Genomic DNA, 26,996 nt, shown 5'->3' on the forward strand with positions numbered 1-26,996 from the left:
ATCGTCCTGTTCGGACTACTCGTCGCGCAGGTCGGCCGCGCTGGCCGCGACCGCGCCGATCGAGTCGGCCGCCGAGGTGAGCAGGTCGGCGCCGAGCGCCTGGTCGACGGTGAGCGTCATCAGCGTCTCACCGCCGGCCTCCCGCCGGGCCACCTGCATCGCGGCGATGTTGACGCCGGCCTCGCCGAGCAGCGTGCCGACCGTGCCGACCACGCCGGGCCGGTCGGCGTAGCGCAGGAAGACCAGGATGCCCTCCGCGCCGATCTCCACGTCGAAGCCGTCCACCTCGGTCAGCTTGAACACGTCCCGGGCGCCGGCGTGGGCCACCGTGCCGGAGACCCGGACGGTCCGCCCGTCCGGCAGCGCGCCGCGCACCGTCACCAGGTTCGGGTGGTCGACCGTCTCGGCCGGCGTGGCCAGCGTGACCTCGACGCCCCGCTCGGCGGCCAGGTGCGGCGCGTTGACGTAGGTGACCTGCTCCTCCACCACGGAGCTGAACAGGCCCTTGGTGGCGGCGAGCTTCAGCACCGACACGTCGTGGGTGGCGATCTCGCCGCGCACCTCGACGGTGACGCTGGCGGCCACCCCGCCGGCCAGCGCGGTGAAGGCCCGGCCCAGCTTCTCGGCCAGCGGCAGCAGCGGCCGGACGTCCTCGGCGACCACGCCGCCGGCCTGCACGTTCACCGCGTCCGGCACGAACTCGCCCTGGAGCGCGAGCTTGACGCTCTTCGCCACCGCGAGGCCGGCCTTGTCCTGCGCCTCGTTCGTGGAGGCGCCCAGGTGCGGGGTGGCCACCACGTTGTCGAACGCGAACAGCGGCGACGAGGTGCACGGCTCCTTCGCGTAGACGTCGATGCCGGCGCCGGCGACCCGGCCCTCCGCGATCGCGTCCGCGAGCGCCTGCTCGTCGACCAGGCCACCCCGGGCGGCGTTGACGATCCGGACGCCCGGCTTGACGACCGCCAGCTCCTTCTCGCCGATCAGGCCCACGGTCTCCGGCGTCTTCGGCAGGTGGATCGAGATGAAGTCGCTCTCCCGCAGCAGCTCCTCCAGCCCCACCAGGCGCACCCCGAGCTGCGCGGCCCGGGCCGGCTGGATGTACGGGTCGTACGCGATCAGCCGGGTGCCGAACGCGGCGATGCGCTGGGCGAACAGCACGCCGATGCGGCCCAGGCCCACCACGCCGACGGTCTTGCCCTGCAACTCCACGCCGGTGTACTTGGACCGCTTCCACTCGCCGGCCTTGAGCGCGGCGCTGGCGCTGGCGGTGTTGCGCGCCACCGCGAGCAGCAACGCGACGGCCTGCTCGGCGGCCGAGACGATGTTGGAGGTGGGGGCGTTGACCACCATCACGCCCCGGGCGGTGGCGGCCGGCACCTCGACGTTGTCCAGGCCGACGCCGGCACGGGCGACCACCTTCAGCCGGGGCGCCGCGGCGACCGCCTCGGCGTCGATCTGGGTGGCGCTGCGTACGATCACCGCGTCGGCCTCGGAGAGGGCGGAGAGCAGAGCCGGGCGGTCGGTGCCGTCCACGTGGCGCACGTCGAAGTCGTGCGCGAGCACCTCGATGGCGGCGGGGGCGAGTTCTTCGGCGATCAGTACGACAGGATTCATCGGTCCTCGTAGACGCTCGGTGTCGGTTGGCCTGGGGCGTCGGGGCGCCGCACTGCGCCCTGCGCCGATCCGTGCCATGGCCGTCGGGTGCGCCGGGGCACCACACCAAGGATGGTAGGGCTCGGTCCGCTCCCGAGGTCCCGGAGTGCGGGGTGAGGGCCCTCACACAGGCCCGTCGCACGCCGGTCATCTCCCGTTCACGTGCGCACGACGGCCCGCGGCCCGACGCCGGGGAGAGCGTCGGGTCGCGGGCCGCGCGGCACCTCGGGTCAGGCGGTCTCGGTGATCGGCCGGTCCACCCAGCTCATCATCGCGCGCAGCTTCTGCCCGGTCTCCTCGATCGGGTGCGCCGCGCCCTCGGCCCGCCACTTGGCGAAGTTGGGCCGGCCGGCCTCGTCCTCGGCCACCCACTCGCGGGCGAACTCGCCGGACTGGATCTCGCCGAGGATCTTGCGCATCTCGTCCTTGACCCGCGAGTCGACGACGCGGGGGCCGCGGGACAGGTCGCCGTACTCGGCGGTGTCGGAGATGCTGTAGCGCATCCGGGCGATGCCGCCCTCGTACATCAGGTCGACGATCAGCTTCAGCTCGTGCAGGCACTCGAAGTAGGCCACCTCGGGGGCATAGCCGGCCTCGGTGAGCACCTCGAAGCCGGTCTGCACCAGTGCCGCCGCGCCGCCGCAGAGCACCGCCTGCTCGCCGAAGAGGTCGGTCTCGGTCTCCTCGGTGAACGTCGTCCTGATCGCGCCGGCCCGGGTGCCGCCGATCGCCTTGGCGTACGCCAGCGCGAGGCCGAACGCGTTGCCGCTGGCGTCCTGCTCGACGGCGACCAGGCAGGGCACGCCCTTGCCGTCGACGTACTGCCGCCGGACCAGGTGACCGGGGCCCTTCGGGGCCACCATCGCCACGTCCACGTCGGCCGGCGGCTTGATCAGGCCGTACCGGATGTTGAAGCCGTGACCGAAGAAGAGCGCCTTGCCGGGCGCCAGGTTCGGCGCGATGGCGTCGGTGTAGAGGGCGCGCTGGGCGGTGTCCGGCGCCAGGATCATGATCACGTCGGCCTCGGCCGCCGCCTCCGCCGGGCTGAGCACCCGCAGGCCCTGCTCCTCGGCCTTGGGTCGGCTCTTCGAGCCGGCCGGCAGGCCGATCACCACGTCGACGCCGGAGTCGCGCAGCGACAGCGCGTGCGCGTGCCCCTGGCTGCCGTAGCCGATCACGGCGACCCTGCGCCCCTGGATCAGGCCCAGGTCGGCGTCGTCGTCGTAGAAAACCTCAACGCTCATTGACTTCCCTTTCCTACGGCGGTGCCCGTCGGCCCGTCGAAAAACTGGTGGGTACGGATCAGGCGGCGCGCAGCGCCGGGCCGGCGGTGATGGCGCGCGAGCCGCGCCCGATGGCCACCGTGCCGGACTGGACCATCTCCTTGATGCCGAACGGCTCCAGGTCACGCAGCAGCGCGTCGAGCTTGTCCGGCGTGCCGGTGGCCTCGACGGTCAGCGTGTCCGGCGCGACGTCGACCACCCGGGCCCGGAACAGGCCGACCGTCTCCAGCACCTGCGCGCGGGCGCTGCGGTCCGCGCGGACCTTGACCAGCAGCAGTTCCCGGGCCACCGAAACCTGCGCGTCCAGCTCGACGATCTTGAGCACGTTGACCAGCTTGTTGAGCTGCTTGGTCACCTGCTCCAGCGGCGAGGACTCGGCGTTGACCACGATGGTGATGCGGGAGACGTCGGGGTTCTCGGTCTCGCCCACGGCGAGGCTGTCGATGTTGAAGCCGCGCCGGGAGAACAGCCCGGAGACCCGGGCCAGCACGCCCGGCTTGTTCTCCACCAGCACGGACAGCGTGTGCATCGTCATTTAGAGTTCGTCCTCATCGAACGCGGGGCGGACGCCCCGAGCGAACATGATCTCGTCGTTGCTGGTGCCGGCGGCCACCATCGGCCAGACCATCGCGTCCTTGCCGACCACGAAGTCGATGACCACCGGGGCGTCGTTGATCGCCATCGCCGCCTCGATGGTCTTCTCCACGTCCTCGGCGTTCTCGCAGCGCAACCCGACGCAGCCGAGCGCCTCGGCCAGCTTCACGAAGTCCGGGATGCGGTGCTTGTGCGTGCCCAGCTCGGTGTTCGAGTAGCGCTCCCCGTAGAACAGGGTCTGCCACTGCCGGACCATGCCCAAGTTGCCGTTGTTGATCACGGCGACCTTGATCGGGATGCCCTCCAGCGCGCAGGTGGCCAACTCCTGGTTGGTCATCTGGAAGCAGCCGTCACCGTCCACCGCCCACACCGTGGTGTCGGGTCGGCCCACCTTCGCGCCCATCGCGGCCGGCACGGCGTAACCCATGGTGCCCAGGCCGCCGGAGTTGAGCCAGGTGTTCGGCTTCTCGTACGAGATGAACTGGCTGGCCCACATCTGGTGCTGGCCGACGCCGGCCACGTAGACCGCGTCCGGCCCGGCGATCTCACCCAGCCGCTTGATGACGTGCTGCGGGGAGAGCGTGCCGTCGGCCGGCTCCTCGAAGCCGAGCGGGTAGCGCTCGCGCAGGTCGTCGAGCTGGGTCCACCACTCGGCCAGGTCGGCCGCCGGGTGGGTGGCCTGCTCGGCGGTCACCGCCGCGATCAGCTCGTCGATCACGTGCCGCGCGTCGCCCACGATCGGGACGTCGGCGTGCCGGTTCTTGCCGATCTCGGCCGGGTCGATGTCGGCGTGCACCACCGCGGCGTCCGGGGCGAACGAGTCCAGCTTGCCGGTCACCCGGTCGTCGAAGCGGGCGCCGAGCGCCACGATCAGGTCGGCCTTCTGCAGGCCGTAGACCGCGGCGACGGTGCCGTGCATGCCCGGCATGCCCAGGTGCTGGCGGTGCGAGTCGGGGAACGCGCCGAGCGCCATCAGCGTGGTGACCACCGGGATCCCGGTCTGCTCGGCCAGCCGGCGTAGCCCTTCGGTGGCGCCCGCCTTGAGCACGCCGCCGCCGACGTAGAGCACCGGCCGGCGGGCCGCGGTCATCAGCCGGGCCGCCTCGCGGATCTGCTTGCCGTGCGGGTGCAGGGTGGGCCGATAGCCGGGCAGGTCCAGGGTGGGCGGCCAGGCGAAGGTGGCCGGCGCCTGGAGGACGTCCTTGGGGATGTCGACGAGCACCGGGCCGGGCCGGCCGGTCGACGCCAGGTGGAACGCCTCGGCCAGCACCCGGGGGATCTCGTCGGCGGTCTGCACCAGGAAGTTGTGCTTGGTGATCGGCAGCGTGATGCCCTGGATGTCGGCCTCCTGGAAGGCGTCCGTGCCGATCGAGGGCCGGGCCACCTGGCCGGTGATCGCCACCATCGGCACCGAGTCCATGTAGGCGTCGGCGATCGGGGTGACCAGGTTGGTCGCGCCCGGACCGGAGGTGGCGATGCAGACGCCGACCCGGCCGGTGGCCTGCGCGTAGCCGGTGGCCGCGTGCCCGGCGCCCTGCTCGTGGCGGACCAGGATGTGCCGGACCGTGGAGTCGTAGAGCGGGTCGTACGCCGGCAGGATCGCGCCGCCGGGGATGCCGAAGACCACGTCGACGCCGAGCGCCTCGAGCGACCGCACCAGCGAGCCGGCGCCGGAGACCTGCGCGGTGGCGGGCTGTCGCACGGGGGCGGCGGCGTCCGCGCCGGCCGGAACGGCCCGGCTGCCGGCCGGGGCGGCGCCCGGGCGGGGGGCGGAAGCGTGGTCGGGGTCGCCGGCCGCGCCGGCGCCCGGGCGGGCCCGCCGGGCGGAGTGGGCGAGGGTCTCTGGCGTGGGTCTCGTCATGGCGGTTCAGGCCTTCGGCTGTGAGTGGGTGACGCGGGCGACGGCAACAAAAAAGCCCACGTGCAGGATGCACGGGGCCAGCGCACTCTCAGGAGGAGAGTGCGCTCAGGTAAGTACTCGCAGCGACCGGTTCGACGACATGCGGCTAAGCCTGACGCATCTCACGCGATGAGTCAACTGATCCCACATTCTGGTTCACGGACGTGGGCGTGTCGCCCGCCGGCACCGCCCCCGCACCCGGTGCGAGCTGCGACGACGCGTCACCTGGGGGGCGCGGGGCGGGTGGGTTGTTGCGCAGCCGGGGCAGCAGCGGCGACGGGCCGGGCATCGGCGGGGGCGGCGGCGCGGGCGGGAGCGGCGCGGGCCGGTTGCCCGGCGCGGTGGCCGCCTCCAGCATCGCCTCCAGGTGCTCGGCCGGCACCCCCCAGCCGAAGAGCGCGCCCTGGCCGAAGCGGCAACCGGCGGCCACCACGGCGGCCAGCTCGGTGGGGTTGGTGACGCCCTCGGCGATCACCTCCAGCCCGAACTGGTGGCCGAGTCGCATGACGATGTCGACCATCGGCGCGAACGCCGGACCCTCCCGGCCGACCGGCCGCACCGGCTCGTGCTCGGCGACCAGGCCGTGATCGATCTTCAGGATGTCGATCGGCAGCCGGCGCAGCTGCCCCAGCGAGGAGTAGCCCGCGCCGAAGTCGTCGAGCGCGATGCGCACCCCGGTCAGCCGCAATGCGGTCAACCGCCGGATCAGCTCGTCCAGGTCGGTGGCGACGGCGTGCTCGGTCACCTCCAGCACCAGCCGCTGCGGCGGCACGTGGTGCGCGCGCAGCGCGTCGGCGACCTGGACCACGTATTCCGGGGCGTGCAGCTCGCGCGGCGACACGTTCACCGACACCCAGACGTCGTGCCCGTCGGCCAACCACCGGGAGAGCTGGTAGCAGGCCTGGTGCAGCACCCACACGCCGAGCTTGGCGATCATCCCGCACTCCTCGGCGAGCGGGATGAACTCGTCCGGCCGGACGTTGCCCAGCTCCGGGTGGTGCCAGCGCAGCAGCGCCTCGGCGCCGACCGGCCGGACCGAGGGCAGCGAGGCCACCGGCTGGAAGACCAGCCGCAGCTCGTCCCGCTCGATCGCGCCGCGCAACTCGTGCTCCAGCCGGGTCCGCCGACTGAGCAACTGGTCGTAGGTGGCGTCGTAGCGCTCGATCCGGTTCTTGCCGCGCTGCTTGGCGTAGCGCAGCGCCAGGTCGGCGTTGCGCAGCAGCAGCTCGACGTCGTGGTCGCCGTGGCTGCCGGCCACCCCGATGCTGACCGAGAGGAAGACCGACCCGTCCGCCTCCTCGTAGGGGCGGCCGAGCACCCCGAGCAGCCGGTCGGCCACCGGGCCCGGCTCGGCCGAGCCGTGCATCAGCACCGCGAACTCGTCACCGCCCAGCCGGGCGGCGAGATCACCCGGGCGCAGGTTGCCGCGCAGCCGCCGGCCCACCTCGGCCAGCACCGCGTCGCCCACGTCGTGCCCGCGCATGTCGTTGACGTTCTTGAAGCCGTCCAGGTCGAGCCCGAGCAGCACGCAGGGAACGCCGGTCTCGGCGCACCGGTGCAGCGCGCGCAGCAGGCCGCGCCGGTTGGCCAGGCCGGTGAGCGGGTCGGTGTGCGCCAACTCGCGGAAGTGCGCCTCCCGCTCGGCCAGCCGGACGGCATAGCCCCGGACGTCGTTGAGGGCCAGGTATTGCCGGGCCACCAGCGCGAACCCCTCGACGCTGCCGGCCCCGATGCCGTAACCGTCGAACCGGCCGCCCTGGACGAGGTGGTACATCGCGGAGGCGGCGATGGCGAACATCGGCACGAACGCGTACTCGCCGTCGCGGCGGATCAGGTCGACGTCGAAGCGGGTCGCGTCGGCCCGGCGGGCGGTGACCGCGACCGCGAGCAGCCCGACGGCGGTCACCGCGGCGCCGGCCGCGAGCATGCCCGGGCCGCCCTGGCAGAGCCCGGCCGACACCCCCAGCCCGCCGGCGGTCACCGCGATCGCGCCGGCGCCCAGCAGGGTCAGCCAGCCGCGCGGTGGCGCGGCCCGCAGCACCAGGATCAGCGTCAGCCCGGCGGTGAGCGCGGCGCTGACGGTGGCCAGCAGTATCGGCAGGCAGCCCCTCGGGGTGGCCGCGCCGAGCAGGCGGGTCGGCTCGCTGAACGCCACCCAGCCGACGAACCAGAGCGCGGTGGCCATGATGACGCCGTCGAGGAGCAACCGGGCGGTGGCGGCCCGGGTCGCGGCCGCGCCGGGCAGCCGGAGCAGCGCCGCGCCGAGGCCCACCGCCGCCACCGTGGTGGCCGCCGTGACGAGCGTGGCCCAGCCGGTGCGCTGGCCCTGCCGGTGCGCCCAGTGGTCGCCGGCGAGCAGCAGGCCGACGAGACCGAGGAGCAGGGCGGCCAGGGCGACCGCGCCGGACACGGCCAACAGCACGTGGGCCTGCCGCCGCGGACAGACGCGGCGGCGGGCCGACCTGACGAGCAGCACGGCGGCGCCGGCCGCGACGACAGCGCTCAGCGCCGCGACGGCGACCATCCCCGGGGACGACTGCACGCGTCAACTCTGCCGGATCCGCGCCCTCCGTGGGGCACCGGGTGTGCAACTGTTGGGACACAGGGTGCACGGCCGGGATCCGCCGGGCCGGCGGTGTCAGACTGGTACGCATGCCTGAGCTGCGGTCGAGGACATCCACCCATGGTCGGACGATGGCCGGCGCCCGGGCCCTCTGGCGGGCCACCGGGATGACCGACAACGACTTCGGTAAGCCGATCGTCGCCATCGCGAACAGTTTCACCCAGTTCGTACCCGGTCACGTGCACCTGAAGGACCTCGGCGGCCTGGTCGCCGAGGCGGTGGCCGAGGCCGGCGGCGTGGGTCGGGAGTTCAACACGATCGCCGTGGACGACGGCATCGCCATGGGCCACGGCGGCATGCTCTACTCGCTGCCCAGCCGGGAGCTGATCGCCGACGCGGTGGAATACATGGTCAACGCGCACTGCGCGGACGCCCTGGTCTGCATCTCCAACTGCGACAAGATCACCCCGGGCATGCTGCTCGCCGCGCTGCGGCTGAACATCCCGACCGTCTTCGTCTCCGGCGGCCCGATGGAGGCCGGCAAGACGGTGGCGATCGAGGGCGTGGTCCACTCCAAGATCGACCTGATCGACGCCATGATCGCCTCCTCGAACGAGGCGGTCACCGACGACCAGCTCGGCGAGATCGAACGCTCCGCGTGCCCGACCTGCGGGTCCTGCTCCGGCATGTTCACCGCCAACTCGATGAACTGCCTGACCGAGGCGATCGGCCTGGCGCTGCCCGGCAACGGGTCGACGCTGGCCACCCACGCCGCCCGCCGGTCACTCTTCGTCGAGGCCGGCCGGACCGCCGTGGAGATCGCCAAGCGCTGGTACGACGAGGACGACGCCTCGGTGCTGCCCCGCGCGATCGCCGGCCGGGCCGCGTTCGAGAACGCGGTCGCCCTCGACGTCGCCATGGGCGGCTCGACGAACACGATCCTGCACCTGCTCGCCGCCGCCCGCGAGGCGGAACTGGACTTCGACGTGACGGACATCGACGCCGTCTCCCGGCGGGTGCCGTGCCTGGCCAAGGTCGCCCCGAACTCGCCGAACTACCACATGGAGGACGTGCACCGCGCCGGCGGCATCCCGGCCATCCTCGGCGAACTGGACCGCGCCGGCCTGCTCCACCGGGACGTGCGCGCGGTGCACTCCCCCTCGCTGGACCGGTGGCTCGCCGACTGGGACGTCCGGGGCGGCAAGGCCACCCGAGAGGCGGTCGAACTGTTCCACGCCGCGCCCGGCGGCGTGCGCACCACCGAGCCGTTCTCCACCACCAACCGCTGGTCGTCGCTGGACACCGACGCGGCCGGCGGCTGCATCCGCGACCTGGAACACGCCTACAGCGCCGACGGCGGGCTGGCCATCCTGCACGGCAACCTCGCCCCGGACGGCTGCGTGGTGAAGACCGCCGGGGTGCCCGAGGAGTGCCTGACGTTCCGCGGCCCGGCGAAGGTCTACGAGTCGCAGGACGACGCGGTGACCGCGATCCTCGCCAAGCAGGTGGTCGCCGGCGACGTGGTGGTGATCCGCTACGAGGGCCCCAAGGGCGGCCCCGGCATGCAGGAGATGCTCTACCCCACCTCGTTCCTCAAGGGCCGCGGCCTGGGCCGGGCCTGTGCGCTGCTCACCGACGGCCGGTTCTCCGGCGGCACCTCCGGCCTGTCCATCGGGCACGCCTCCCCGGAGGCCGCATCCGGCGGGCTGATCGCGCTGGTGCGCGACGGCGACGAGATCGTCATCGACATCCCCGGCCGCTCCATCGAGCTGAACGTGCCGGCCGACGAGCTGACCGCCCGCCGGGTGGCCGAGGAGAAGCGCGACCGCCCCTACACCCCGCTCGACCGCCAACGCCCGGTCTCGGCCGCGCTGCGCGCGTACGCCTCGATGGCCACCTCCGCCAGCGACGGCGCCTACCGCCGCGTCCCGGAGTAAGGCGGGGCCCCCGCTTAACGCCTCCGGTACAGGCGGGGCCCCTTTTTAACACCGCCGCCGGTAGGGTCCGGCGGCGTGGATACGACGGTGAGCTACGCGCGACTGGTCCGACCGGCGATCGACCGGGTCTACGTGGGCGCCCGCTGGGCCGCCCGGCCCCGGATGGAGGCGTTCTACGCCGAACGCGGCTGCGACCTCGGCGCGGAGAACAGCTTCTTCTCCGGCGTGCTGGCCCGGCCGATGCCGGCCGAAGCCCTCGCCGACGGCCTGGTCTACACCGACGGCGACATGAGCCGGGAGCTGGAGCAGGGCATCTTCGTCCGGGACGACGAGGGCGCCTGGCACCTGACCGAGCTGGGCCGGGAGCTGGCGCTGTTCGCCCAGCGGGCCACCGGCGAGGCCGCCGAGGAGAAGTGGGCGACGCTGCCCGGCGTGCTGCCCGGCCTGACCATCGTGCCCCGGCTGGCCGAACTGGTCGGCCGGGTGCTGGAACACGGGCAGGCCACCGGCGGACCGGCATTCCAGGCCATGTCCCCGCCGTACGAGCCGGACGACGCCTCGCCCGCGCTGCTGCTGGTCACCCGGCTGGGCTCGCTGCGGCACCACCGCGCGGACGCGCACCGGGCCGCGTGGCGGGTCGCCGGGCTGACCGCCGACGGGATCAGGACGCTGCCGGACGGGCCGGAGCGCGCCGCGATCGAGGCCGACACCGACCGCCGCGACGAGCCGGCGTACGCGGCGCTCAGTGCGGCCGAGCGCTGGGAGTTGCTGTCCGGGCTGGCCGCCCTGCCCAACTAGCCGTCGTCGCCCGGCCCGCCGGCCGGGTCCGTGCCATCGGCGGGCAGGCCGGCCTCCGCCGGCCACGCCTGCGGGGCGTCCCGTTCCTCGGGCGTCGCGTGCTCGGGGTCGGCACCCCCGGCATGGTCCTCGGATAGCTCCACCGGATCAGTCATGGCGTCCGGATACCCGCCCCGCTCCACCCGAACCGGAGTGTTAACAGGGGCCCCCGCCTATGCAGAATGTGTTAAGCGGGGGCCCCTCCTTACATGTTCACGCAGCGCAGGACCGGGCGGCGCGTCAGCGCCGTCGCGTCCAGCGGGCGCGCCGCGTGCACCGTGAACACCGCCCTCTCGCCCGGCAGCAGCGTCACCAGCGCCGCGTCGGCCTGCGCGGACGGATCCAGCCGGTCGGGGAACAGCGTCAGGTCGCGCAGCACCGTCCGGGCGGTCACCCGCACCCGCTGGCCGCCGTCCGCCGGCTCGACCGTCGCGTCCCACTCCGCCGCCGGCCACTCGACGTCGCGGTCCTCGGCGAAGAACCACAGCGCGCGCTCCGCGGTGTCGCCGGCCGCCGCGACCAGCAGCTCCCGGCGGGCCTCGTCCGGCCGCGCCAGCTCCGCCGGCAGCGCCAGCACCACCGAGGAGTACGCCGGGACGTCGAGGTCGACCGAGGTCTTCGCCCTCGGCTCCCCGGTGAGGGTGAGCCGGGTGACAGTGGCCGGCGCGGTCCACGCCTCGGCGGTCTCGTTCACCGCGACCAACGCCAGCCCGCCGTCGCGGGGCTGCACGGTGAGCAGCCGGTCGGCATAGGCGCGGCGCAGCGCGTACCACAGGGGTTTGCGCCGGCCGTCGCCGTCGACGGCGGCCCAGGAGGTGACCGGCCAACAGTCGTTGAGCTGCCAGACGATGGTGCCCATGCAGACCGGCCGGTGCGAGCGGAAGTGCTCGACACCGAGCTGGATGGCGCGGGCCTGGTTGAGCTGGGTGTAGTAGTGCCAGTCTTCGAAGTCGGCGGGCGGCGGCAGGTGGGCGTCGAGGCCGCGCTGAAGCTTGCGGTCCCCGTCGGCCGCCTTCTGGTGATGGGCCATGCCGGGCGAATCGTGGGCGAGCGGCTCGTCCGAGATGGACCGACGCAGTGTCGCGTACGCGGGTGGCGCCTGGTAGCCGAACTCGGCGACGAAGCGTGGCACGTACTCGCGGTACTTGGTGTAGTCGTCGTCGTTCCACACGTCCCAGATGTGCATGGTGCCGTGCGCCGGGTCGTTGGGGTGCAGGTCCTCACGACCGGACCAGGGGCTGCCCGGCCAGTAGGGCACGGTCGGGTCGAGTTCGCCGACGATCGCGGGCAGCAGCTCCAGGTAGTAGCCGCGCCCCCAGGTGCGGCCGGCGAGCGGCTCCTGCCAGTCCCAGTCGTGCCAGCCCCAGATGTTCTCGTTGTTGCCGGTCCAGAGCACCAGCGACGGGTGGCCGGCGAGGCGGGCGACCTGTTCCCGCGCCTCCGCCTCGACCTCGGTGCGGAACGGCTCCTCCTCCGGGTAGGCCGCGCAGGCGAACAGGAAGTCCTGCTGCACCAGCAGCCCCAGTTCGTCGGCCAGCTCGTAGAAGTCGTCCGACTCGTAGCGGCCGCCGCCCCAGATCCGCAGCAGGTTGATGTTCGCCTCGACCGCCTGGCCGAACCGCTCGGCGAGGCGCGCCCGGGTGACCCGGTTGGGGAACGCGTCGTCGGGGATCCAGTTGACGCCCTTGACGAAGACCGGCACGTCGTTGACGTGCAGTGTGAACGGGGTGCCGTGGGCGTCGGGCGTGGTGTCCAGCCGGACCGAGCGGAAGCCGATCCGGCGGGCGGTGGCGTCCAGGTCCCGGCCGTCGGCGGCGTGCAGCGTCACGTGGAGGTCGTGCAACGGCTGGTCGCCGTAGCCGACCGGCCACCACAGCTCCGGGTCGGGCACGGTGAGCGTGAGCACGGCGGCCCGCTCCCCCGCCGGCACGGTGACGTCGGCGGCCACGCCGGCGACGGTGGCGCGTACGGTCAGCGGCTCGTCGCCGGCCCGCTCCAGGTCGACGTGCAGCTCCACCCGGCCGGCGCCGTCGGCCACGGTGACCAGCGGCCGCACCGACGCGAGCCGGCCGGTGGACCAGGCGTGCAGCCCGATCTCCTGCCAGATGCCGGCGGTGACCACCGTCGGTCCCCAGTCCCAGCCGAAGTTGCAGGCGGTCTTGCGGATGAAGTGGAACGGCTCCGGGTACGCGTTGGGGCGGTCACCGAGCCGGTCCCGGTGCGCCTCCGCGTAGCGGTAGGGCGAGTCGAACCGTACGGCCAGGGTGTTCTCGCCGGGGAGCAGCAGCGACCGGACGTCGAACCGGTACCCGCGATGCTGGTTCTCGGTGCGCCCGACCTCGACGCCGTTGAGGATGACCGTGGCGACCGTGTCCAGTCCGGCGCAGACCAGGTCCACCCGGTCGGCGTCGTCGCCCGGCCGCCACTCGAACGTGGTCGCGTAGCGCCAGTCGGTGCGCCCGATCCACAGCAGGCGGTTCTCGTTGTCGTCGAGGTACGGGTCGGGGATGAGGCCGGCGGCGAGCAGGTCGGTGTGCACGCATCCGGGCACTGTCGCCGGCACCTCGATCCCGGCGATCTCCGGCGGCACCTGCGGGCCGGGCTCGGCCCGCAGCGTCCAACCCTCGTGCCGCAGCGTGGAACGGCTCACGACTTCACCGCGCCTTCCATGATTCCGCGGACGATCTGACGTCCACCGATGAACAGCATGAGCAGCAGGGGGATGGTGGCGATGAACGCGCCGGCCAGCACCCGCCGGTAGATCACATAGTTGCCGCTGGCCAGGTCGGAGACCGCGACCATCGAGGTGGGGAAGTCGGTGCCGCTCAGCGTGATCAGCGGCCACTGGAAGTCGTTCCAGGTGGCCACGAACGTGAGCAGGCCGAGCACCGCGAGGGCCGGGCGGATCGCGGGCAGCACGATGGTGCCGTACACCCGCATGGTCGCGGCGCCGTCGACCCGGGCCGACTCGACCAGCTCGTCCGGGACGGTGTTGACGATGAACTGCCGCATGTAGAACACGCCGAACGCGGTGACCAGGCCGGGCGCGATGACCGCGAGCAGGGTGCCGTTCCAGCCGAGCTTGCCCATCACGATGTAGAGCGCGACGATGCCGAGCTGGTTGGGCACGGTAAGCGTGAGCACCACGAAGACCATCAGCGCGTTGCTGCCCTTGAAGCGCAGCTTGGCGAACGCGAACCCGGCCAGCGAGCAGAAGAACAGCACCGAGGCGGTCACCACTGTCGAGACGATGACGCTGTTGACGAGCGAGGCGGCGAAGTAGACGTCCTGGAGGGAGAAGACCTCGTCGACGTTGGTCAGGAACCGGTCACCGGGGATGATCGCCGGTGGCAGTTTCGCCAGCGCCTCGTCGTTGCTGGTGGCGATCACGAACATCCAGTAGAGCGGGAACGCGGCGAACAGCATGCTGACCGCGAGCAGCAGGTAGGTCCAGAGGCCGGCCGGGGTGTCCTGCGGCGCCCGGGCCATGTCGCGCCGCTTGCGCCGCGCCGGCGGCGATGCCAGGGCGGTCATTTGCGTCCTCCGGAGAGTCGGTTCGTCAGCACGTAGTTGACCCCGGCGACGAGCAGGATGATCAGGAACAGCGCCCAGGACATGGCGGCGGCGTAGCCGAGGTTGAGGTCCTTCCAGCCGACCTTGTAGATGAGCTGGGCGATGGTCTGCCACTCGCCGTTCGGCCCACCGGTGGCGGCCTGGGCGTTCGGGTCGAAGAGCATCGGCTCGGTGAAGAGCTGCAACCCGCCGATGGTAGAGAGGATGACGGTGAACACGACCACCGGTTGGATCATCGGCACGGTGATCCGCCAGAGCTGCTTCCACTGGCCGGCGCCGTCGATCGCGGCGGCCTCGTAGACGTCGCGCGGGATGGACTGCATGGCGGCCAGGTAGAGCAGCGCGTTGTAGCCGATCCACTTCCAGTTGACCATGGTGGCGATGGCGATCCAGGCGTGCGTCTTGTCGGCCCGCCAGTCGATCGGGTCGTCCGCGCCGCCGATGCCGAACAGGCCGAGCACCCAGTTGGCCATGCCGAAGTCACGGGAGAAGAAGACGCTGAACACCATGGTCGAGGCGACGATCGGCGTCACGTACGGCAGCAGAACACCGACCCGCCACCAGGTCTGCGCCCGCAGTTGACGGTTGAGCAGCGAGGCGACCAGCAGGGCGAGCAGCAGTTGCGGCACGGTGGAGAGCAGGAAGATGCCGAACGTGTTGTAGAGCGCGTTCCAGAAGTCCTCGTCGGCGACCAGCCGGCTGAAGTTCGCGAGCCCGGCCCAGTAGGGCAGCGTCGGGTCGTCGAGCCGGTAGTTGCGCAGCGAGACCACCGCGTTGAACAGCAGCGGGAAAAGCCCGAAGACGAGGAATAGCAGGAAGAACGGCGCGATCATGAGGTACGGCATGTAGCGCATGTCGAAGCGGTACAGCCGGTTGCGCCAGGTCAGCCGCCGCTCGTCGGCCTCGGAACGGCCGCGCTCCGGCGCGGGTCGGCGGCTCGGCGGCGCGGGCGCGGCACGGGTGCTGGACATCGGTTCACTCCAGAGCCGAGGAGGGTGGGCGGGTACGGCGGCGCCGGAGCGGGTCGGGTCCCGCTCCGGCACCGGTGGTGCGTCAGGACTTGGCGGCCTTGTCGGCCTCCTTGACCGCCTCGGTCCAGGCGGCGTCCGGCTTCAGCGACTTGTTCTCGACTCGCCGGATGACGTTCTCCACCGCGACCCGGGTGGGGCCGTTCTTCTTGCCCAGGTACTGCGGGGTGAGGCCCTGCGCCATCTTCGGGAAGATCTGGCCGACCGGGGCGTTGTTGAAGAACGGGTTCTTGAAGTCGGCGATGGCCGGGTCGGCGTAGAGCGCCGGCTGCGACGGCAGGTTGCCGACCTTCTTGAAGATCTCGATCTGCTGCTCCGGCGCGACCAGCCACTCCAGCAGCTCGTACGCCTCGCCGACGTGCTTGCCCTGCTTGGGGATGGTCAGGAACGAGCCGCCCCAGTTGCCGCCGCCGCCGGGCACCGCGGCGATGTCCCACTTGCCCTGGGTGCCGGGCGCGGTGTCCTTGATGTGGCCGAGCATCCACGCCGGGCAGGCGAGCACCGCGAACGCGCCGCTGGTGAAGCCCTTGTCCCAGTCGGCCTGGAAGCTGACCAGGTTGGCGGAGAGCCCCTGGTCCACGGCCTTGACCGTGTAGTCGAACGCGACCTTCGGGCCCTGCTCCATCTGGAGCTGTTCCTGGTCGTTGTAGAAGCCGACCTGCTGCTGCCCGAGGATGGGGTTGAACAGGTTGGTGCCGGCGTCGATGAACTTCTTCTTGGTCTTGCCGGTGTACTGCTGGCCGACCTCGAGGAACTTGTCCCAGGTGGGCCAGAGCGCGGAGACCTGGTCGCGCTCGGTGGGCAGGCCGGCGGCCTTGAACAGGTCGGTGCGGTAGCACATGGCCAGGCCGCCGACGTCGGTGCCGAGGCCGATCTGCGTCTTGCCGTCGGCCGACAGCGACTGCTTCCACTTCCAGGGCAGGTACTTGCTCTCGTAGTCCCCGGCGCCTTTGTCGAGCAGGTTGACGAACTTGTCGGACTGGCTGCGGAACTGGACCATGAAGCCCTCGTCGATCGCCGCGATGTCCGGCGCGCCGTTGCCGGCGACGAGCTTCTTCTGCAGGTCCTCGTGCTGGGCGTTGTACTCGCCGGAGTTGAGCTGGATCTTGACGTTGGGGTGGTCGGCCTCGTACTTGGTCTTGAGGTCCTGGAGACCGAAGTCGCCCCAGAAGTTGATCTTCAACGTGACCTGACCGTCGGCCGCGTCCGAGCCGCCGGTGGTGCTCCTGCCGCTACAGGCGGCGATCATGACCAGGCTGACGGCACCGACGGCGGCCGTGCGGGCCCAGTGCGTCCAGGACCGTTTCATGTCATCCTCCGCGCCGAATGGGAACGCTCCCGAGATCGAGAGACGTTGACTGAACCGGATAAGTGAGGCCACCGTACGGTCCGCCCCATGCACTGTCAACGGCCGGTTAACAGCGAGGCCGTCCCGTAACCTCGGGATGCGCCTGGGAGCGCGACCATGCGTGGTGGAGCGCTTTCTGAAGCAGAATTGGAAGCGGTCGGGCGCTGGACAGGAGCGGCACGGGCCGTACGCTGAACCGCACAGGTGATGGACTGTGCGGTTCAGTTCCCCCGCTCCCGGCGCGCGCGCCGGGAGCGGGGGCGGGTGCAGTAGCGTCACTCCCGCCCGTCGAGAAGCGCCCGCGAGCGCCGGACACAGTGGAGGAACCCTTCGGTGAAGCGGCCGACCATCGCCGACGTCGCCCGGCGCGCCGGAGTCTCCAAGGGCGCGGTCTCCTACGCGCTGAACGGACAACCCGGCGTCTCCGAGGCGACCCGCCAGCGCATCCTGGCGATCGCCGCCGAGATCGGCTTCAGCCCGAGCAGCGCCGCCCGGGCGCTCTCCGGCGCCACCGCCAAGGCGGTCGGACTGGCACTGTGCCGGCCCGCCCGGATACTCGGCATCGAGCCGTTCTTCATGGAGCTGATCAGCGGCGTCGAGTCCGAGCTGTCGGCCCGCTCCTACGCGCTGACCCTCCAGGTGGTCACCGACCAGGAGGCGGAGATCGCGGTCTACCGGCGATGGTGGGCCGAACGTCGGGTGGACGGCGTCTTCGTCTGCGACCTGCGCACCGACGACCGGCGGGTGCCCGCGCTGGAGGAACTCCAACTGCCGGCGGTGGTCATCGGCGGCCCCGGGCACACCGGCGGCCTGGCCAGCGTCTGGTCCGACGACGCGGCGGCGCTCGTCGAGACGGTGGAATACCTGGTCGCGCTCGGGCACCGGCGGATCGCCCGGGTCGGCGGGCTGCCCTCGCTGCTGCACACCGAGATCCGCACCGACGCGTTCACCGACGTGTGCCGGCGGCTCGGGCTGGACGAGGCGAGCACGGTCTGGTCCGACTACACCGGCGAGGAGGGGGCGCGGGCCACCCGCCGGCTGCTCAGCTCCGCGAAGCGCCCGACCGCGGTGATCTACGACAACGACGTGATGGCGATCGCCGGGCTCTCCGTCGCCCAGGAGATGGGGCTCGCCGTCCCCGGCGACCTCTCCATCGTGGCCTGGGACGACTCGCCGCTCTGCCAGCTCGTGCACCCGCCGCTGACCGCGCTGGGCCGGGACATCCCGGCGTACGGCGCGCACGCCGCCCGCCAACTCCTCGCCGTGATCGCCGGCGAGGAGGTGACCGGCGTGCAGGACGAGACCGCGCACCTCACCCCGCGCGGCAGCACCGCACCCCCGCGGGTCAACCGAACCGGTTAAGCAGCTCGTTCAGCGCGCGGCCGAGGGAAACTCCTCGAACCATGCCTCGACCCGCTCCGCGGTCGCCGGCCGGGCCAACGCGAAGCCCTGCCCGTACCGGCAGCCGGCCCGCCGCGCGCCGGCCACCTGGCCGTCCGACTCCAGCCCCTCGACCACCACCTCCACGCCCAGCCGGTCACCCAGGTTCGCCACCACGTCGATCAGCGGACGCTGCCCGTCCACACCCGGCGCGACCAGGTGGGGGCCGACCTTGAGCAGGTCGATCGGCAGCCGGCGGAGCTGGGCCAGCGAGGCGTGCTCGGCCCGGAAGTCGTCGAGCGCGGTGCGGACGCCGAGCGACCGCAGGCCGGCGAGCCGGGCCACCACCGTGGACAGCTCCGCCCCCACCGCCGGCTCGGCCACCTCCACGACCAGCCGCTCCGGCGGCACGTCGTAGGCCGCCAGCGCGGTCGCGGTGCGCGCCACGAAGTCCTTCGCGGCCAGCTCCCGCGGGGTCACGTTGACCGCCATCCACAGCTCGCGGCCCCCCTCCGACCAGGCGGCGAGCTGTCGGCAGGCCCGGTCCACCACCCACCACCCGACCTCGCCCAGCAGGTCGAGGTCGGTCGCCACCGGCAGCAGCTCCGCCGGCAGCACCGTGCCCAGCACCGGACTGCGCCACCGCAACAACGCCTCGGTGCCCACCGGCATCCGGTCGGCAAGCGCCACCACCGGCTGGTAGACCAGGTCCAACTCACCCCGCGCCACCGCACCGGGCAGCTCCCGTTCGAGGTCGAGCCGGCGGACGAGCTGCTCCTCCAGATAGGCGTCGTACCACTCGACCCGGTCCCGGCCGAGCTGCACCGCCCGCCGCCGGGCCAGGTCGGCCTGGCGCAGCACGTCCTCGGGGTCGCCACCGGTGGTCTCCGCCAACCCGACGCTGACCCGCAACCGGGTCACCCCGCCCGGCCGCGGGTACGGCTCGGCGAGCGCGGCCAGCAGCCGGATGCCCAACGCGTACGCGGGCACCGGCCCGACGTCGGTGAGCACGGCGTACTCGGTGTCACCGATCCGGGCGACCAGGTCGTGCGGACCGCAGCCGCCGCGCAGCCGGCGCCGCGCCTCGGCCAGCACCGGCGCGTCCGGCGTCGCCGCGTCGTCGCCGTGCAGGTCCACCACGAGCAGCGCGCCGCCGCTGCGCAGGGGCAGCGCCCGGACCAGCTCGGCCCGGGTCAGCGGCGGCGGCTGACCGGTCTCGCCGTCCGCGCCGACGAGACGCCGCAGCCACGCCTCGCTGGCCACCAGCCGCTCGACCCGGCGGCGCTGGTCGGCGGCGGCGAGCAGCTCCCCCACCATGATCGGCGGGATGACCGACAGGCCGAGGGCCATCGCCACCGGGCTGAACTCCCGCGCCGTGCCCAGATGCACCCCGGCGGCCACGGCGGCGATCCCGGCGGGCGCGGTGAGCCGCGGCCAGGCGGCCGGCGCGGTGCCGTGCCGCGGGCGTTCCCCCGCCGAGGTACGCCGCGCGCCGGCCGCGGTGAGCAGCGCGCCGGCCAGCACCGGCGGCGCGACGGCCGACAGCGCCCGGTCCGGCGCGGCGTATGCCAGCAGCACCACGAGCAACGCCAGGCCGCCCAGCGTCAGGCCGGCACCGGCGTGACAACGCGCGGCGCCCGGCCGGCGGTGGCGTTCGGCGAGCGCCGCCATGGTGAGCACGGCCAGCGCCACCGCCCCGCCCACGCTGGCGACGAGCGCGGCCGGGGGCACCGGGCCGGTGGGCAGCAGCATCCAGCCGGCGAAGACCAGGCTGACGCCGAGGGCGAGCACGTCGACGGACCGGCGCAGCCGCTCCCGGCCGGGCAGGCGGGACCGGCCGGGTAGGCGGAGCAGGGCCGTGACGTGCAGCGCGCCGGCCAGGCCGAGCCCGGCCAGCGCGACCGGCAACCGGTGCGCCGGATCGCTGAGCGGCAGCACCGCGATGGTCAGCCCGGCGACCAGGACCGCGGCGTCGAGGATCGCGGCGACCCGACGGGACAGCGCCACCCGGCGGGCCTGCCGCCCGGTGGTCGGGTCGCCGACCGGCCGCCCGGGCGGCTCGTCCACCGCCCGACGCCCGGGCCCGGTTCCGACCCGCGGCGTCGGGGAGGGCGCCGGCCGCACCGGGGCCGCACCGGCGTGCGGCGTCGGCGCGGGCGCGACGGGTTCCGGGCCGGAGAGCGCCCGGGGCGTCGGTGGCGTCCGGCGTTGCGGGGCCGCGCCGGCGGACGGCGCCTGCGGGACGCCGGCCAGCCAGGCGAGCCGGACGCAGGCGAGGGCGCAGCCTCCGGCGACGGCAAGCGCCGCGGCGGCGGGACCGGGTACGGGGCCGGCGATCCCGGCCAGCACGAACAGCGCGCCGGCGAGCGAGACGGCGAGGTCGGATGGTGCGGGCCACCGGCGGGGACCGGCGGGAGGGGTGACGGGCACGGCGGTCGCCTTCGTGAGGGGGCACGGGGCGGTGCGGTTGCGGCGCAGGGTCGTCGGGGCGTCACGGCCGCATCGGCGGGGATCGCTGCGGCCATGCCCAAGAACGATCCCGGAAGCAACCGGTTACGCAACACGTCTAGTGGCATGCGTCACACACTTTCGTCGCGGGCGTGCGGGGTGGCGACCGCCGCCCGGAGGGGAGGGTGACCTGGTCGGGTGCGATCATCGGAGGGTGAGCCGCGCCGACACCGTCCGTTTCCGCCACAACCAGGCCATCCTCGCCGCCGCGATCGTCGCCTTCATCGGCGCGCTGCCGCTGGCCACCGCCCGCTGGTGGCTCCTGTGGGTGCTGCTCGTCCCGCTCGCGGTCGGCGTCTGGACGTGGCGGGCCGGCACCGACGCCGATCCCCGGGAGCTGCGGCTGCGCGCTCTCGTCGGGCAGCGGCGGGTGCCCTGGACCCGGGTCGCCGAGCTGGGCGGCGACAGCCGCGGCCGGGCGGTCGCCCGGCTCGACGACGGCCAACTGCTGACCCTTCCGGCGGTACGCGCCACCGACCTGCCCCGGTTGGTCGCCGCCACCGGGCAGGACCTGCCCGCCGACGGCGCCGGGCCGGCGCTGCCCGCCGACGGTCAGTAGCCGTCGGTCACCCGGTTCACCAGCTCCGCACCGGCCGCGAACCGCCGCAACTGCTCCCCCACGAGCCGGTACGCACGCGGCAGCAGGCCGCGTACCGAGCCGGCGACGTGCGGCGTGAGCAGCACGTTCGGCAGCTCCCACAGGGGATGGTCGGCGGGCAGCGGCTCCGGGTCGGTGACGTCCAGCGCGGCCCGCAGCCGCCCCGACTCCAGCTCGGCGACGAGCGCCGGCGTGCGGGCCACCGGCCCCCGCGCGGCGTTCACCAGCAGCGCGCCGTCCGACATCGCGGCGAGAAAACGCTCGTCGACCAGGCCCCGGGTCTGCTCGGTCAACGGCACCAGCAGCACCACCACGTCGGCCGCGGGCAGCAGCACGGGCAGCTCCGCCACCCCGTGCACCCCCTCGTCCGGGCGCGGCGTGCGAGCGACCAGGGTGAAGGTCACCTCGAACGGGGCGAGCCGGGCCCGCACCGCCGCGCCGATCGAACCGGCCCCGACGATCAGCACCCGCTTCCCGGCCAGCTCGTCGGTCGGTGCCACCTCGTCGTACGCCCACTCCCGGCGGGCCTGGGCGCGGGCCAGCGGCGCGAACCCGCGCAGGGCCGACAGGATCGCGGTGACCACCCACTCGGCGGTGGCCGAGTCGTGCACGCCCCGGGCGTCGCAGAGCGTCACGCCCGCCGGGACGCGGCCCACCCACGCGTCCGCGCCGGCGGAGAGGAGCTGCACCACCTCGACGTCCGGCAGCTCGGCCAGGAGCGCGCCGGCGTCCGGGCCGGACAGGAACGGCGGCACCCAGAACCGCACCCCGGCCGGGGCGGACGGGAGACGGGCCGGATCCTCCAACAGCTCCACGGTGACGTCGGGGGGCAGCTCGCCGAGGAGCCGGCGGCCGGCGGGGTGCGGGATCCATACCTTCACGACCGCCGACGATATCCGTATCCGCAGGTCCGCGCCGCGTCGGTCGTGACGAACGCCCCGCCGCCGGTCGGACACACGTGCGACAGGGTTTAATCGGGGGGCGGGACGCCGGCCGGCGTCGCGACGCGCGGGACAGGGGGCCGATGAGCGAGGACGACCCGGAGCGGAAGGCGGCGCCGATCCCGGCGCTGACCGACCCCGACCGGCTGCGCTCCCTCGACGAGACCCGCCTCGACGCGGTGCCGGACGAGGCGTTCGACAGGTTCGCGCGCCTGGTCAGCGACCTGCTCGACGTGCCTGTCGCACTGGTCTCCCTGGTCGACGCGGACCGCCAGTTCTTCCCCGGCGAGACCGGGCTGCCGCAGCCCTGGGCGGACCGCCGGCAGACCCCGCTCAGCCACTCGTTCTGCCAGCACGTCGTCGACATCGCGGCGCCGATGGTGCTGCCCGACGCCCGGCTCTACCCCCGGGTGCGGCTGAACCTCGCCATCGAGGATCTGGGCGTGGTGGCGTACGCCGGGATGCCGCTCACCGACCTGGACGGGCGGGTGCTCGGCTCGCTCTGCGCGATCGACAGCAAGCCCCGGGCCTGGAGCAAGGAACAGCTGCGGACGCTCGCCGACCTGGCTGCCGCCTGCTCCTCCGAGCTGCGCCTGCGGATCGCGGTGCGCAGCGCCGAGCAGGCCCGCCGCCGCGCCGAGGAGGCGCACGACCGGCTCGCCATGTTGGCCGGGATGAGCGAGATGCTCGGCGGCACCCTCGACGTGACCACCGCCGTCGACCGGCTCGCCCACGCCATGGTGCCGTTGCTCGCCGACTGGTGCCTGATCACGCTCGTCGACCCGACCGGCCGGCCACGCGGCGTCTCCGGCGCGCACCGCGACCCGGAGCGCGACGCCGACCTGACGCGCTTCGCCCACCTGCTGGTCACCGGGCTCGGCCCGGACTCGCTGATCCGGTCGGTGCTGCGCACCGGACGGCCGGTGATGCGCGGCGCCGCCGGGATCGAGGACGTGGCGCGCGGCACCACCCGCCCGGAGCTGGTGCCGCTCGCCGACCGTCTCGGCATCGGCTCCCACCTGACCGTGCCGATCACCGCCGCCGTCGGCGACCGGGTGATCGGCGCGGTCACGCTCGTCAACCGGCCCGGCCGGCGCGGCTTCGACGCGAGCGACCTGCGGACCGCGCAGGACATCGGGGTACGGGCCGGCCAGGCGGTCGGCAACAGCCGGCTCTACGGCGAGCAGCGGCACGTCGCGGAGGTGCTCCAGCACAGCATGCTGCCGGAGCTGCCGGAGGTGCCGGGAATCGAGCTGGCCGCCCGTTACCTGCCGGCCGCCGACCGGGTCGAGGTCGGCGGCGACTGGTACGACGCCTTCGTGCAGCCCGACGGCGAGCTGGTCGCCGCGATCGGCGACGTCGCCGGCCACGACATCGAGGCGGCGGCCACCATGGGCCAGCTGCGCAACCTGGTCCGCGGCAACGCCTACGGGCGGGACGACCCGGTGGAGGAGCTGGTGGCCAACCTCGACCGGGCCATCGGCGGGCTGCGGGTGCCCACGGTGGCGACCGCGGTCCTGGCCCGGGTCCGCCCGGACGACGGCGGGCTGCGGGTCCGCTGGTGCAACGCCGGCCACCCGCCGCCACTGCTGCTGCGCGCGGACGGCACGGCGACGGTGGCGGAGGGGCGGGGCCCGCTGCTCGGCCTGACCCGCCCGCCCCGGCGCACCGGCCGGACGCTGACCCTCGCCCCCGGCGACACGCTGCTCTTGCACACCGACGGGCTGATCGAGCGTCGGGACCAGCCGATCGACGAGGGTCAGGCGGCGCTGCTGGAGCGGCTCGCCGCGGCCGGGCCCACCGTCGGGCTGGCCGTCCTCTGCGACCGGCTGCTGACCGCCGCGGACCGCCGGGAGGACGACGTCGCCGTGCTCGCCCTGCGCGCCGGCTGACCGCCGCACCCGCCGGCCCCGCGCGACAGACCTCAGGCGGCCCGCACCGGCGAGCGGCCCGGTTCGCCGTGTCGTCCGGCTAGGCTGGGCCGGGTGAGCCCACGTCTGTCGTACCCTCGCGTCCGCCGCCTCCGGACGGCGCTGGCGGCGTCCTGCGTGGCGCTGCTGCTGGGCACCGCCGGCTGCGCCCTCGGCGAGCCCGAGCCGGACCCGGCCGGCGAACCGCCCAACCTGCCGACACCGTCCGGCCCGGCCAGCCCCGGCGGGGCCGGCCAGCAGGTGGTGGCCACGGTGCTGGCGAAGGGGCTGGCGGTGCCGTGGGCCATGGCGTTCCTGCCCGACGGCGCGGCGCTGGTCACCGAGCGCGACAACGGGCGGATCCTCCAGGTCGGCCCGGAGTCCGGGCCGGACGGGCTCACGGTGCGACCGGTGCAGACCGTGCCCGGCGTGGTGCCCGGCGGCGAGGGCGGCCTGCTCGGCATCGCCGTCTCCCCCGGCTACGCGCGGGACCGAACGATCTTCGTCTACTACACCGCGCAGGACGACAACCGGGTCGCGAAACTGCGGCTCGGCCAGCCACCCACGCCGATCCTCACCGGCATTCCGAAGGCCGGCAACCACGACGGCGGCGGGCTGGGCTTCGGTCCGGACGGCTTCCTCTACGTGAGCACCGGCGACGCCGGGCGGACCGCGAACGCGCAGGACCCGAAGAGTCTCGGCGGCAAGATCCTACGGATCACGGCGGACGGCAAGCCGGCCCCGGGCAACCCGACCGCCGGTTCGCCGGTGTGGTCGTCGGGGCACCGCAACGTGCAGGGCTTCGCCTGGATGCCGGACAAGCGGATGTACGCCGTGGAGTTCGGCCAGAACACCTGGGACGAGATCAACCAGATCAACCAGGGCGGGAACTACGGCTGGCCGCAGGTCGAGGGGCGCGGCGACGACAGGCGCTACGTGAACCCGATCGTGCAGTGGCGCACGTCCGACGCGTCCTGCTCCGGGCTGGCCGCGGTGGACCGACTGCTGGTCACCGCCTGTCTGCGCGGGCAGCGGCTGTGGCTGGTCGAGCTGGCCGGCAACGGCACCGTCCTCGGCCAGCCGCGTGAGCTGCTCACCGGCCGCTACGGCCGGCTGCGGGCCGCCGCCGTGGCGCCGGACGGTTCGATCTGGGTGAGCACCTCGAACCGGGACGGCCGGGGCAAACCGGCCGCCGAGGACGACCGGATCCTGCGGTTGGTCTTCGCCGACGGCGGCACCGGCCGAAGCTGATCCACTCCTCCGGGTTTGCCAAGATCACACACTGGGCAGGTCAGAATCTCAGCATGGACGGCCAAGAGAACGAAGAGCAGCGCGCCGGGGACGGGACGCCCCCGGGGACCGGGCGTGTCCGCCGCCTCGCCGCCTGGCGGCCCGGGCACCGGCTGCGCCGGATCGGTGTGGCGCTGGCGGTGCTCGCGGTCACGCTCGGCGGCGTCGTGGTCGGCACGTACGCCGGCGGGCACGTCGGCACCGACATCGGGCCGTTCCGGGCGGAACTCAGGCTCAGCCCGTCGCTCACCGGTGGCACCACCGTCGACATCCCGCCGCTGGGCGCGTTGCTGCTGAACAGCCACGACGGGCCGGCCTACCTGACCGTCAAGGTGGGCTCGCTGGACCAGGGGCGCACCGAGGCGCTCATCGACGACCCGGCGAGCATCAGCCGGGCCAGCCAGTCGGCGGTGGCCGACGTCCGCAGCGGCGTGGTGCGCCTCGGCCTGAAGACGCTCGGCTCGTCGGTGCTGGCCACCCTGCTCCTGGCCGGGCTGGTCTTCCGCGACGTCCGGCGCACGGCCTGGGCGGGCGGGCTGGCGCTGGCCGTCACCGCCGGCAGTCTCGGCCTGGCCGCCGCCACCGTACGGCCGCAGGCGATCGAGGAGCCGAGGTACGAGGGCCTGTTGGTCAACGCGCCCGCGATCGTCGGTGACGCCCGGCGGATCGCCAACGACTACACCAAGTACGCGGAGCAGTTGCAGCGGCTGGTCGGCAACGTCAGCAAGCTCTACACCACGGTTTCCGCGCTACCGGTGGTGCAGCCGTCCCCCGGCACCACCCGGGTGCTGCACGTCTCCGACATGCACCTCAACCCGACCGGGTGGCAGTTGATCCGCACGGTGGTCGAGCAGTTCGGCATCGACGTCGTGATCGACACCGGCGATCTCACCGACTGGGGCAGCGAGCCGGAGGCGTCCTACGTCGGCTCGATCGGCCTGCTCAAGAAGCCCTACGTCTACATCCGGGGCAACCACGACTCGCCGCGCACCGCGTCGGTGGTGGCTCAGCAGCCGAACGCGGTGGTGCTGAACAACTCGACCACGACCGTGGCCGGATTGACCATCGCCGGCATCGGCGACCCCCGGTTCACCCCGGACAAGGAGACCTCGCCGGCCGGCAGCGGTCTCACCTCGGCCGTCGCCGACCAGGTGATCGGGGCCGGCGAGCAGCTCGCCACCACCGTCGAGAAGTCGCCGCGGAAGGTGGACATCGCGCTGGTGCACGACCCGGCGTCGGCCGGGCCGCTCTCCGGCGCCTGCCCGCTGGTGCTCGCCGGGCACACCCACGCCCGTCAGGTGTCCAAGCTTCCGCAGGCGCCGGGCGAGCAGCCGACGACGTTGATGGTGGAGGGCTCGACCGGCGGCGCCGGGCTGCGCGGGCTGGAGGGTGAGAAGCCCACCCCGCTGACCATGACGGTGCTCTACTTCGACCAGCAGAAGCTGCTCCAGGCCTACGACGAGATCACCGTCGGCGGCACCGGCCAGTCGCAGGTCAACCTGGAGCGGCATGTGATCCGGGACCCGGCCAAGGGCGACGAGGTGCCGGTCACCCCGACGCCTACCCGTGGCCCGTCGGAGTCCCCCGCGCCGTCCTCGAGCGCTACCTCGCCGAGCCCGACCACCACCGGCTGAGCGGTCCTCCCGCCGTCGA

Annotated in this window: 19 protein-coding genes; 7 read left to right on the forward strand and 12 right to left on the reverse strand. The window is 73.4% G+C overall.

What is annotated here, in order from left to right:
• Positions 1 to 15 precede the first annotated feature (15 nt).
• The 5 genes from serA to O7618_RS18240 all read right to left on the reverse strand — a co-directional run bounded on the left by serA (position 16) and on the right by O7618_RS18240 (position 7,972).
• Entirely contained in the window at positions 16 to 1,614 is a 1,599-nt protein-coding gene (serA, locus tag O7618_RS18220; RefSeq protein WP_278107288.1) for a phosphoglycerate dehydrogenase, read from the reverse strand.
• A gap of 269 nt (positions 1,615 to 1,883) precedes the next feature.
• Positions 1,884 to 2,897, reverse strand: coding sequence for a ketol-acid reductoisomerase (gene ilvC / locus O7618_RS18225; RefSeq protein ID WP_278107289.1), 1,014 nt, complete (start codon positions 2,895 to 2,897; stop codon positions 1,884 to 1,886).
• Between the two features lie 58 nt (positions 2,898 to 2,955).
• A complete protein-coding gene (gene ilvN / locus O7618_RS18230; RefSeq protein WP_278107290.1) occupies positions 2,956 to 3,471 on the reverse strand; it encodes an acetolactate synthase small subunit in 516 nt (171 codons plus the stop codon).
• A complete protein-coding gene (locus tag O7618_RS18235) occupies positions 3,472 to 5,391 on the reverse strand; it encodes an acetolactate synthase large subunit (protein ID WP_278107291.1) in 1,920 nt (639 codons plus the stop codon).
• Between the two features lie 145 nt (positions 5,392 to 5,536).
• Positions 5,537 to 7,972, reverse strand: coding sequence for a bifunctional diguanylate cyclase/phosphodiesterase (locus O7618_RS18240; protein WP_278107292.1), 2,436 nt, complete (start codon positions 7,970 to 7,972; stop codon positions 5,537 to 5,539).
• A 110-nt stretch (positions 7,973 to 8,082) separates the two neighbouring features.
• Here O7618_RS18240 and ilvD point away from each other — a divergent pair, with 110 nt between their 5' ends.
• Complete coding sequence (ilvD, locus tag O7618_RS18245) at positions 8,083 to 9,930, forward strand: dihydroxy-acid dehydratase (RefSeq protein ID WP_278107293.1); 1,848 nt, start codon at positions 8,083 to 8,085, stop codon at positions 9,928 to 9,930.
• A 75-nt stretch (positions 9,931 to 10,005) separates the two neighbouring features.
• Positions 10,006 to 10,728, forward strand: coding sequence for a hypothetical protein (locus O7618_RS18250; protein WP_278107294.1), 723 nt, complete (start codon positions 10,006 to 10,008; stop codon positions 10,726 to 10,728).
• Here the strand turns inward: O7618_RS18250 and O7618_RS18255 are convergent.
• The 5 genes from O7618_RS18255 to O7618_RS18275 form a co-directional block, all read right to left on the reverse strand.
• Positions 10,725 to 10,883, reverse strand: a complete 159-nt coding sequence (locus O7618_RS18255) for a hypothetical protein (protein ID WP_278107295.1) — start codon at positions 10,881 to 10,883, stop codon at positions 10,725 to 10,727. The genes O7618_RS18250 and O7618_RS18255 overlap by 4 nt on opposite strands.
• Before the next feature lie 89 nt (positions 10,884 to 10,972).
• On the reverse strand, positions 10,973 to 13,417 hold the full coding sequence (locus O7618_RS18260) for a glycoside hydrolase family 2 protein (protein WP_278107296.1): 2,445 nt from the start codon (positions 13,415 to 13,417) through the stop codon (positions 10,973 to 10,975).
• Positions 13,414 to 14,256, reverse strand: a complete 843-nt coding sequence (locus O7618_RS18265; protein WP_278110063.1) for a carbohydrate ABC transporter permease — start codon at positions 14,254 to 14,256, stop codon at positions 13,414 to 13,416. The genes O7618_RS18260 and O7618_RS18265 overlap by 4 nt, the downstream gene beginning before the upstream one ends.
• Before the next feature lie 41 nt (positions 14,257 to 14,297).
• Positions 14,298 to 15,311: a sugar ABC transporter permease gene (locus O7618_RS18270; RefSeq protein ID WP_278107297.1), complete on the reverse strand. Its 1,014-nt coding sequence runs from the start codon at positions 15,309 to 15,311 to the stop codon at positions 14,298 to 14,300.
• Between the two features lie 82 nt (positions 15,312 to 15,393).
• A complete protein-coding gene (locus O7618_RS18275) occupies positions 15,394 to 16,677 on the reverse strand; it encodes an extracellular solute-binding protein (protein WP_278107298.1) in 1,284 nt (427 codons plus the stop codon).
• 372 nt (positions 16,678 to 17,049) lie between these two features.
• On the opposite strand from O7618_RS18275, the gene O7618_RS18280 reads away from it, so the two are divergent.
• Positions 17,050 to 18,078 (forward strand): LacI family DNA-binding transcriptional regulator, encoded by a 1,029-nt coding sequence (locus O7618_RS18280; RefSeq protein ID WP_278107299.1) that lies wholly within the window; start codon positions 17,050 to 17,052, stop codon positions 18,076 to 18,078.
• A gap of 9 nt (positions 18,079 to 18,087) precedes the next feature.
• Here the strand turns inward: O7618_RS18280 and O7618_RS18285 are convergent, their stop codons facing one another.
• Positions 18,088 to 20,526 carry an EAL domain-containing protein gene (locus O7618_RS18285; protein ID WP_278107300.1) on the reverse strand — a complete coding sequence of 813 codons (2,439 nt, stop codon included), beginning with the start codon at positions 20,524 to 20,526 and terminating at the stop codon, positions 18,088 to 18,090.
• Between the two features lie 232 nt (positions 20,527 to 20,758).
• Between O7618_RS18285 and O7618_RS18290 the strand changes: the two genes are divergently transcribed.
• Entirely contained in the window at positions 20,759 to 21,163 is a 405-nt protein-coding gene (locus O7618_RS18290) for a PH domain-containing protein (RefSeq protein WP_278107301.1), read from the forward strand.
• Here O7618_RS18290 and O7618_RS18295 read toward each other — a convergent pair.
• Entirely contained in the window at positions 21,157 to 22,083 is a 927-nt protein-coding gene (locus tag O7618_RS18295) for a 2-hydroxyacid dehydrogenase (protein WP_278107303.1), read from the reverse strand. The two genes, O7618_RS18290 and O7618_RS18295, sit on opposite strands and share 7 nt — an antisense overlap.
• 143 nt (positions 22,084 to 22,226) lie before the next feature.
• Between O7618_RS18295 and O7618_RS18300 the strand changes: the two genes are divergently transcribed.
• The 3 genes from O7618_RS18300 to O7618_RS18310 all read left to right on the forward strand — a co-directional run bounded on the left by O7618_RS18300 (position 22,227) and on the right by O7618_RS18310 (position 26,977).
• Positions 22,227 to 24,035, forward strand: a complete 1,809-nt coding sequence (locus tag O7618_RS18300; protein ID WP_278107304.1) for a SpoIIE family protein phosphatase — start codon at positions 22,227 to 22,229, stop codon at positions 24,033 to 24,035.
• Positions 24,036 to 24,128: 93 nt separating this feature from the next.
• Positions 24,129 to 25,304 (forward strand): PQQ-dependent sugar dehydrogenase, encoded by a 1,176-nt coding sequence (locus O7618_RS18305; RefSeq protein WP_278107305.1) that lies wholly within the window; start codon positions 24,129 to 24,131, stop codon positions 25,302 to 25,304.
• 53 nt (positions 25,305 to 25,357) lie between these two features.
• Positions 25,358 to 26,977: a metallophosphoesterase gene (locus tag O7618_RS18310; RefSeq protein WP_278107306.1), complete on the forward strand. Its 1,620-nt coding sequence runs from the start codon at positions 25,358 to 25,360 to the stop codon at positions 26,975 to 26,977.
• Positions 26,978 to 26,996 lie beyond the last annotated feature (19 nt).

Source organism: Micromonospora sp. WMMD980, assembly GCF_029626035.1.
Lineage (GTDB): Bacteria > Actinomycetota > Actinomycetes > Mycobacteriales > Micromonosporaceae > Micromonospora.

Bases quoted from the DNA above. Each gene is read 5' to 3' on its own strand.
- O7618_RS18265 (WP_278110063.1), bottom strand. From the start codon at position 14,256: ATGGCCCGGGCGCCGCAGGACACCCCGGCCGGCCTCTGGACCTACCTG.
- O7618_RS18235 (WP_278107291.1), bottom strand. From the start codon at position 5,391: ATGACGAGACCCACGCCAGAGACCCTCGCCCACTCCGCCCGGCGGGCC.
- O7618_RS18255 (WP_278107295.1), bottom strand. From the start codon at position 10,883: ATGACTGATCCGGTGGAGCTATCCGAGGACCATGCCGGGGGTGCCGAC.
- ilvN (WP_278107290.1), bottom strand. From the start codon at position 3,471: ATGACGATGCACACGCTGTCCGTGCTGGTGGAGAACAAGCCGGGCGTG.
- ilvD (WP_278107293.1), top strand. From the start codon at position 8,083: ATGCCTGAGCTGCGGTCGAGGACATCCACCCATGGTCGGACGATGGCC.
- ilvC (WP_278107289.1), bottom strand. From the start codon at position 2,897: ATGAGCGTTGAGGTTTTCTACGACGACGACGCCGACCTGGGCCTGATC.
- O7618_RS18310 (WP_278107306.1), top strand. From the start codon at position 25,358: ATGGACGGCCAAGAGAACGAAGAGCAGCGCGCCGGGGACGGGACGCCC.
- O7618_RS18300 (WP_278107304.1), top strand. From the start codon at position 22,227: ATGAGCGAGGACGACCCGGAGCGGAAGGCGGCGCCGATCCCGGCGCTG.
- O7618_RS18275 (WP_278107298.1), bottom strand. From the start codon at position 16,677: ATGAAACGGTCCTGGACGCACTGGGCCCGCACGGCCGCCGTCGGTGCC.
- serA (WP_278107288.1), bottom strand. From the start codon at position 1,614: ATGAATCCTGTCGTACTGATCGCCGAAGAACTCGCCCCCGCCGCCATC.
- O7618_RS18270 (WP_278107297.1), bottom strand. From the start codon at position 15,311: ATGTCCAGCACCCGTGCCGCGCCCGCGCCGCCGAGCCGCCGACCCGCG.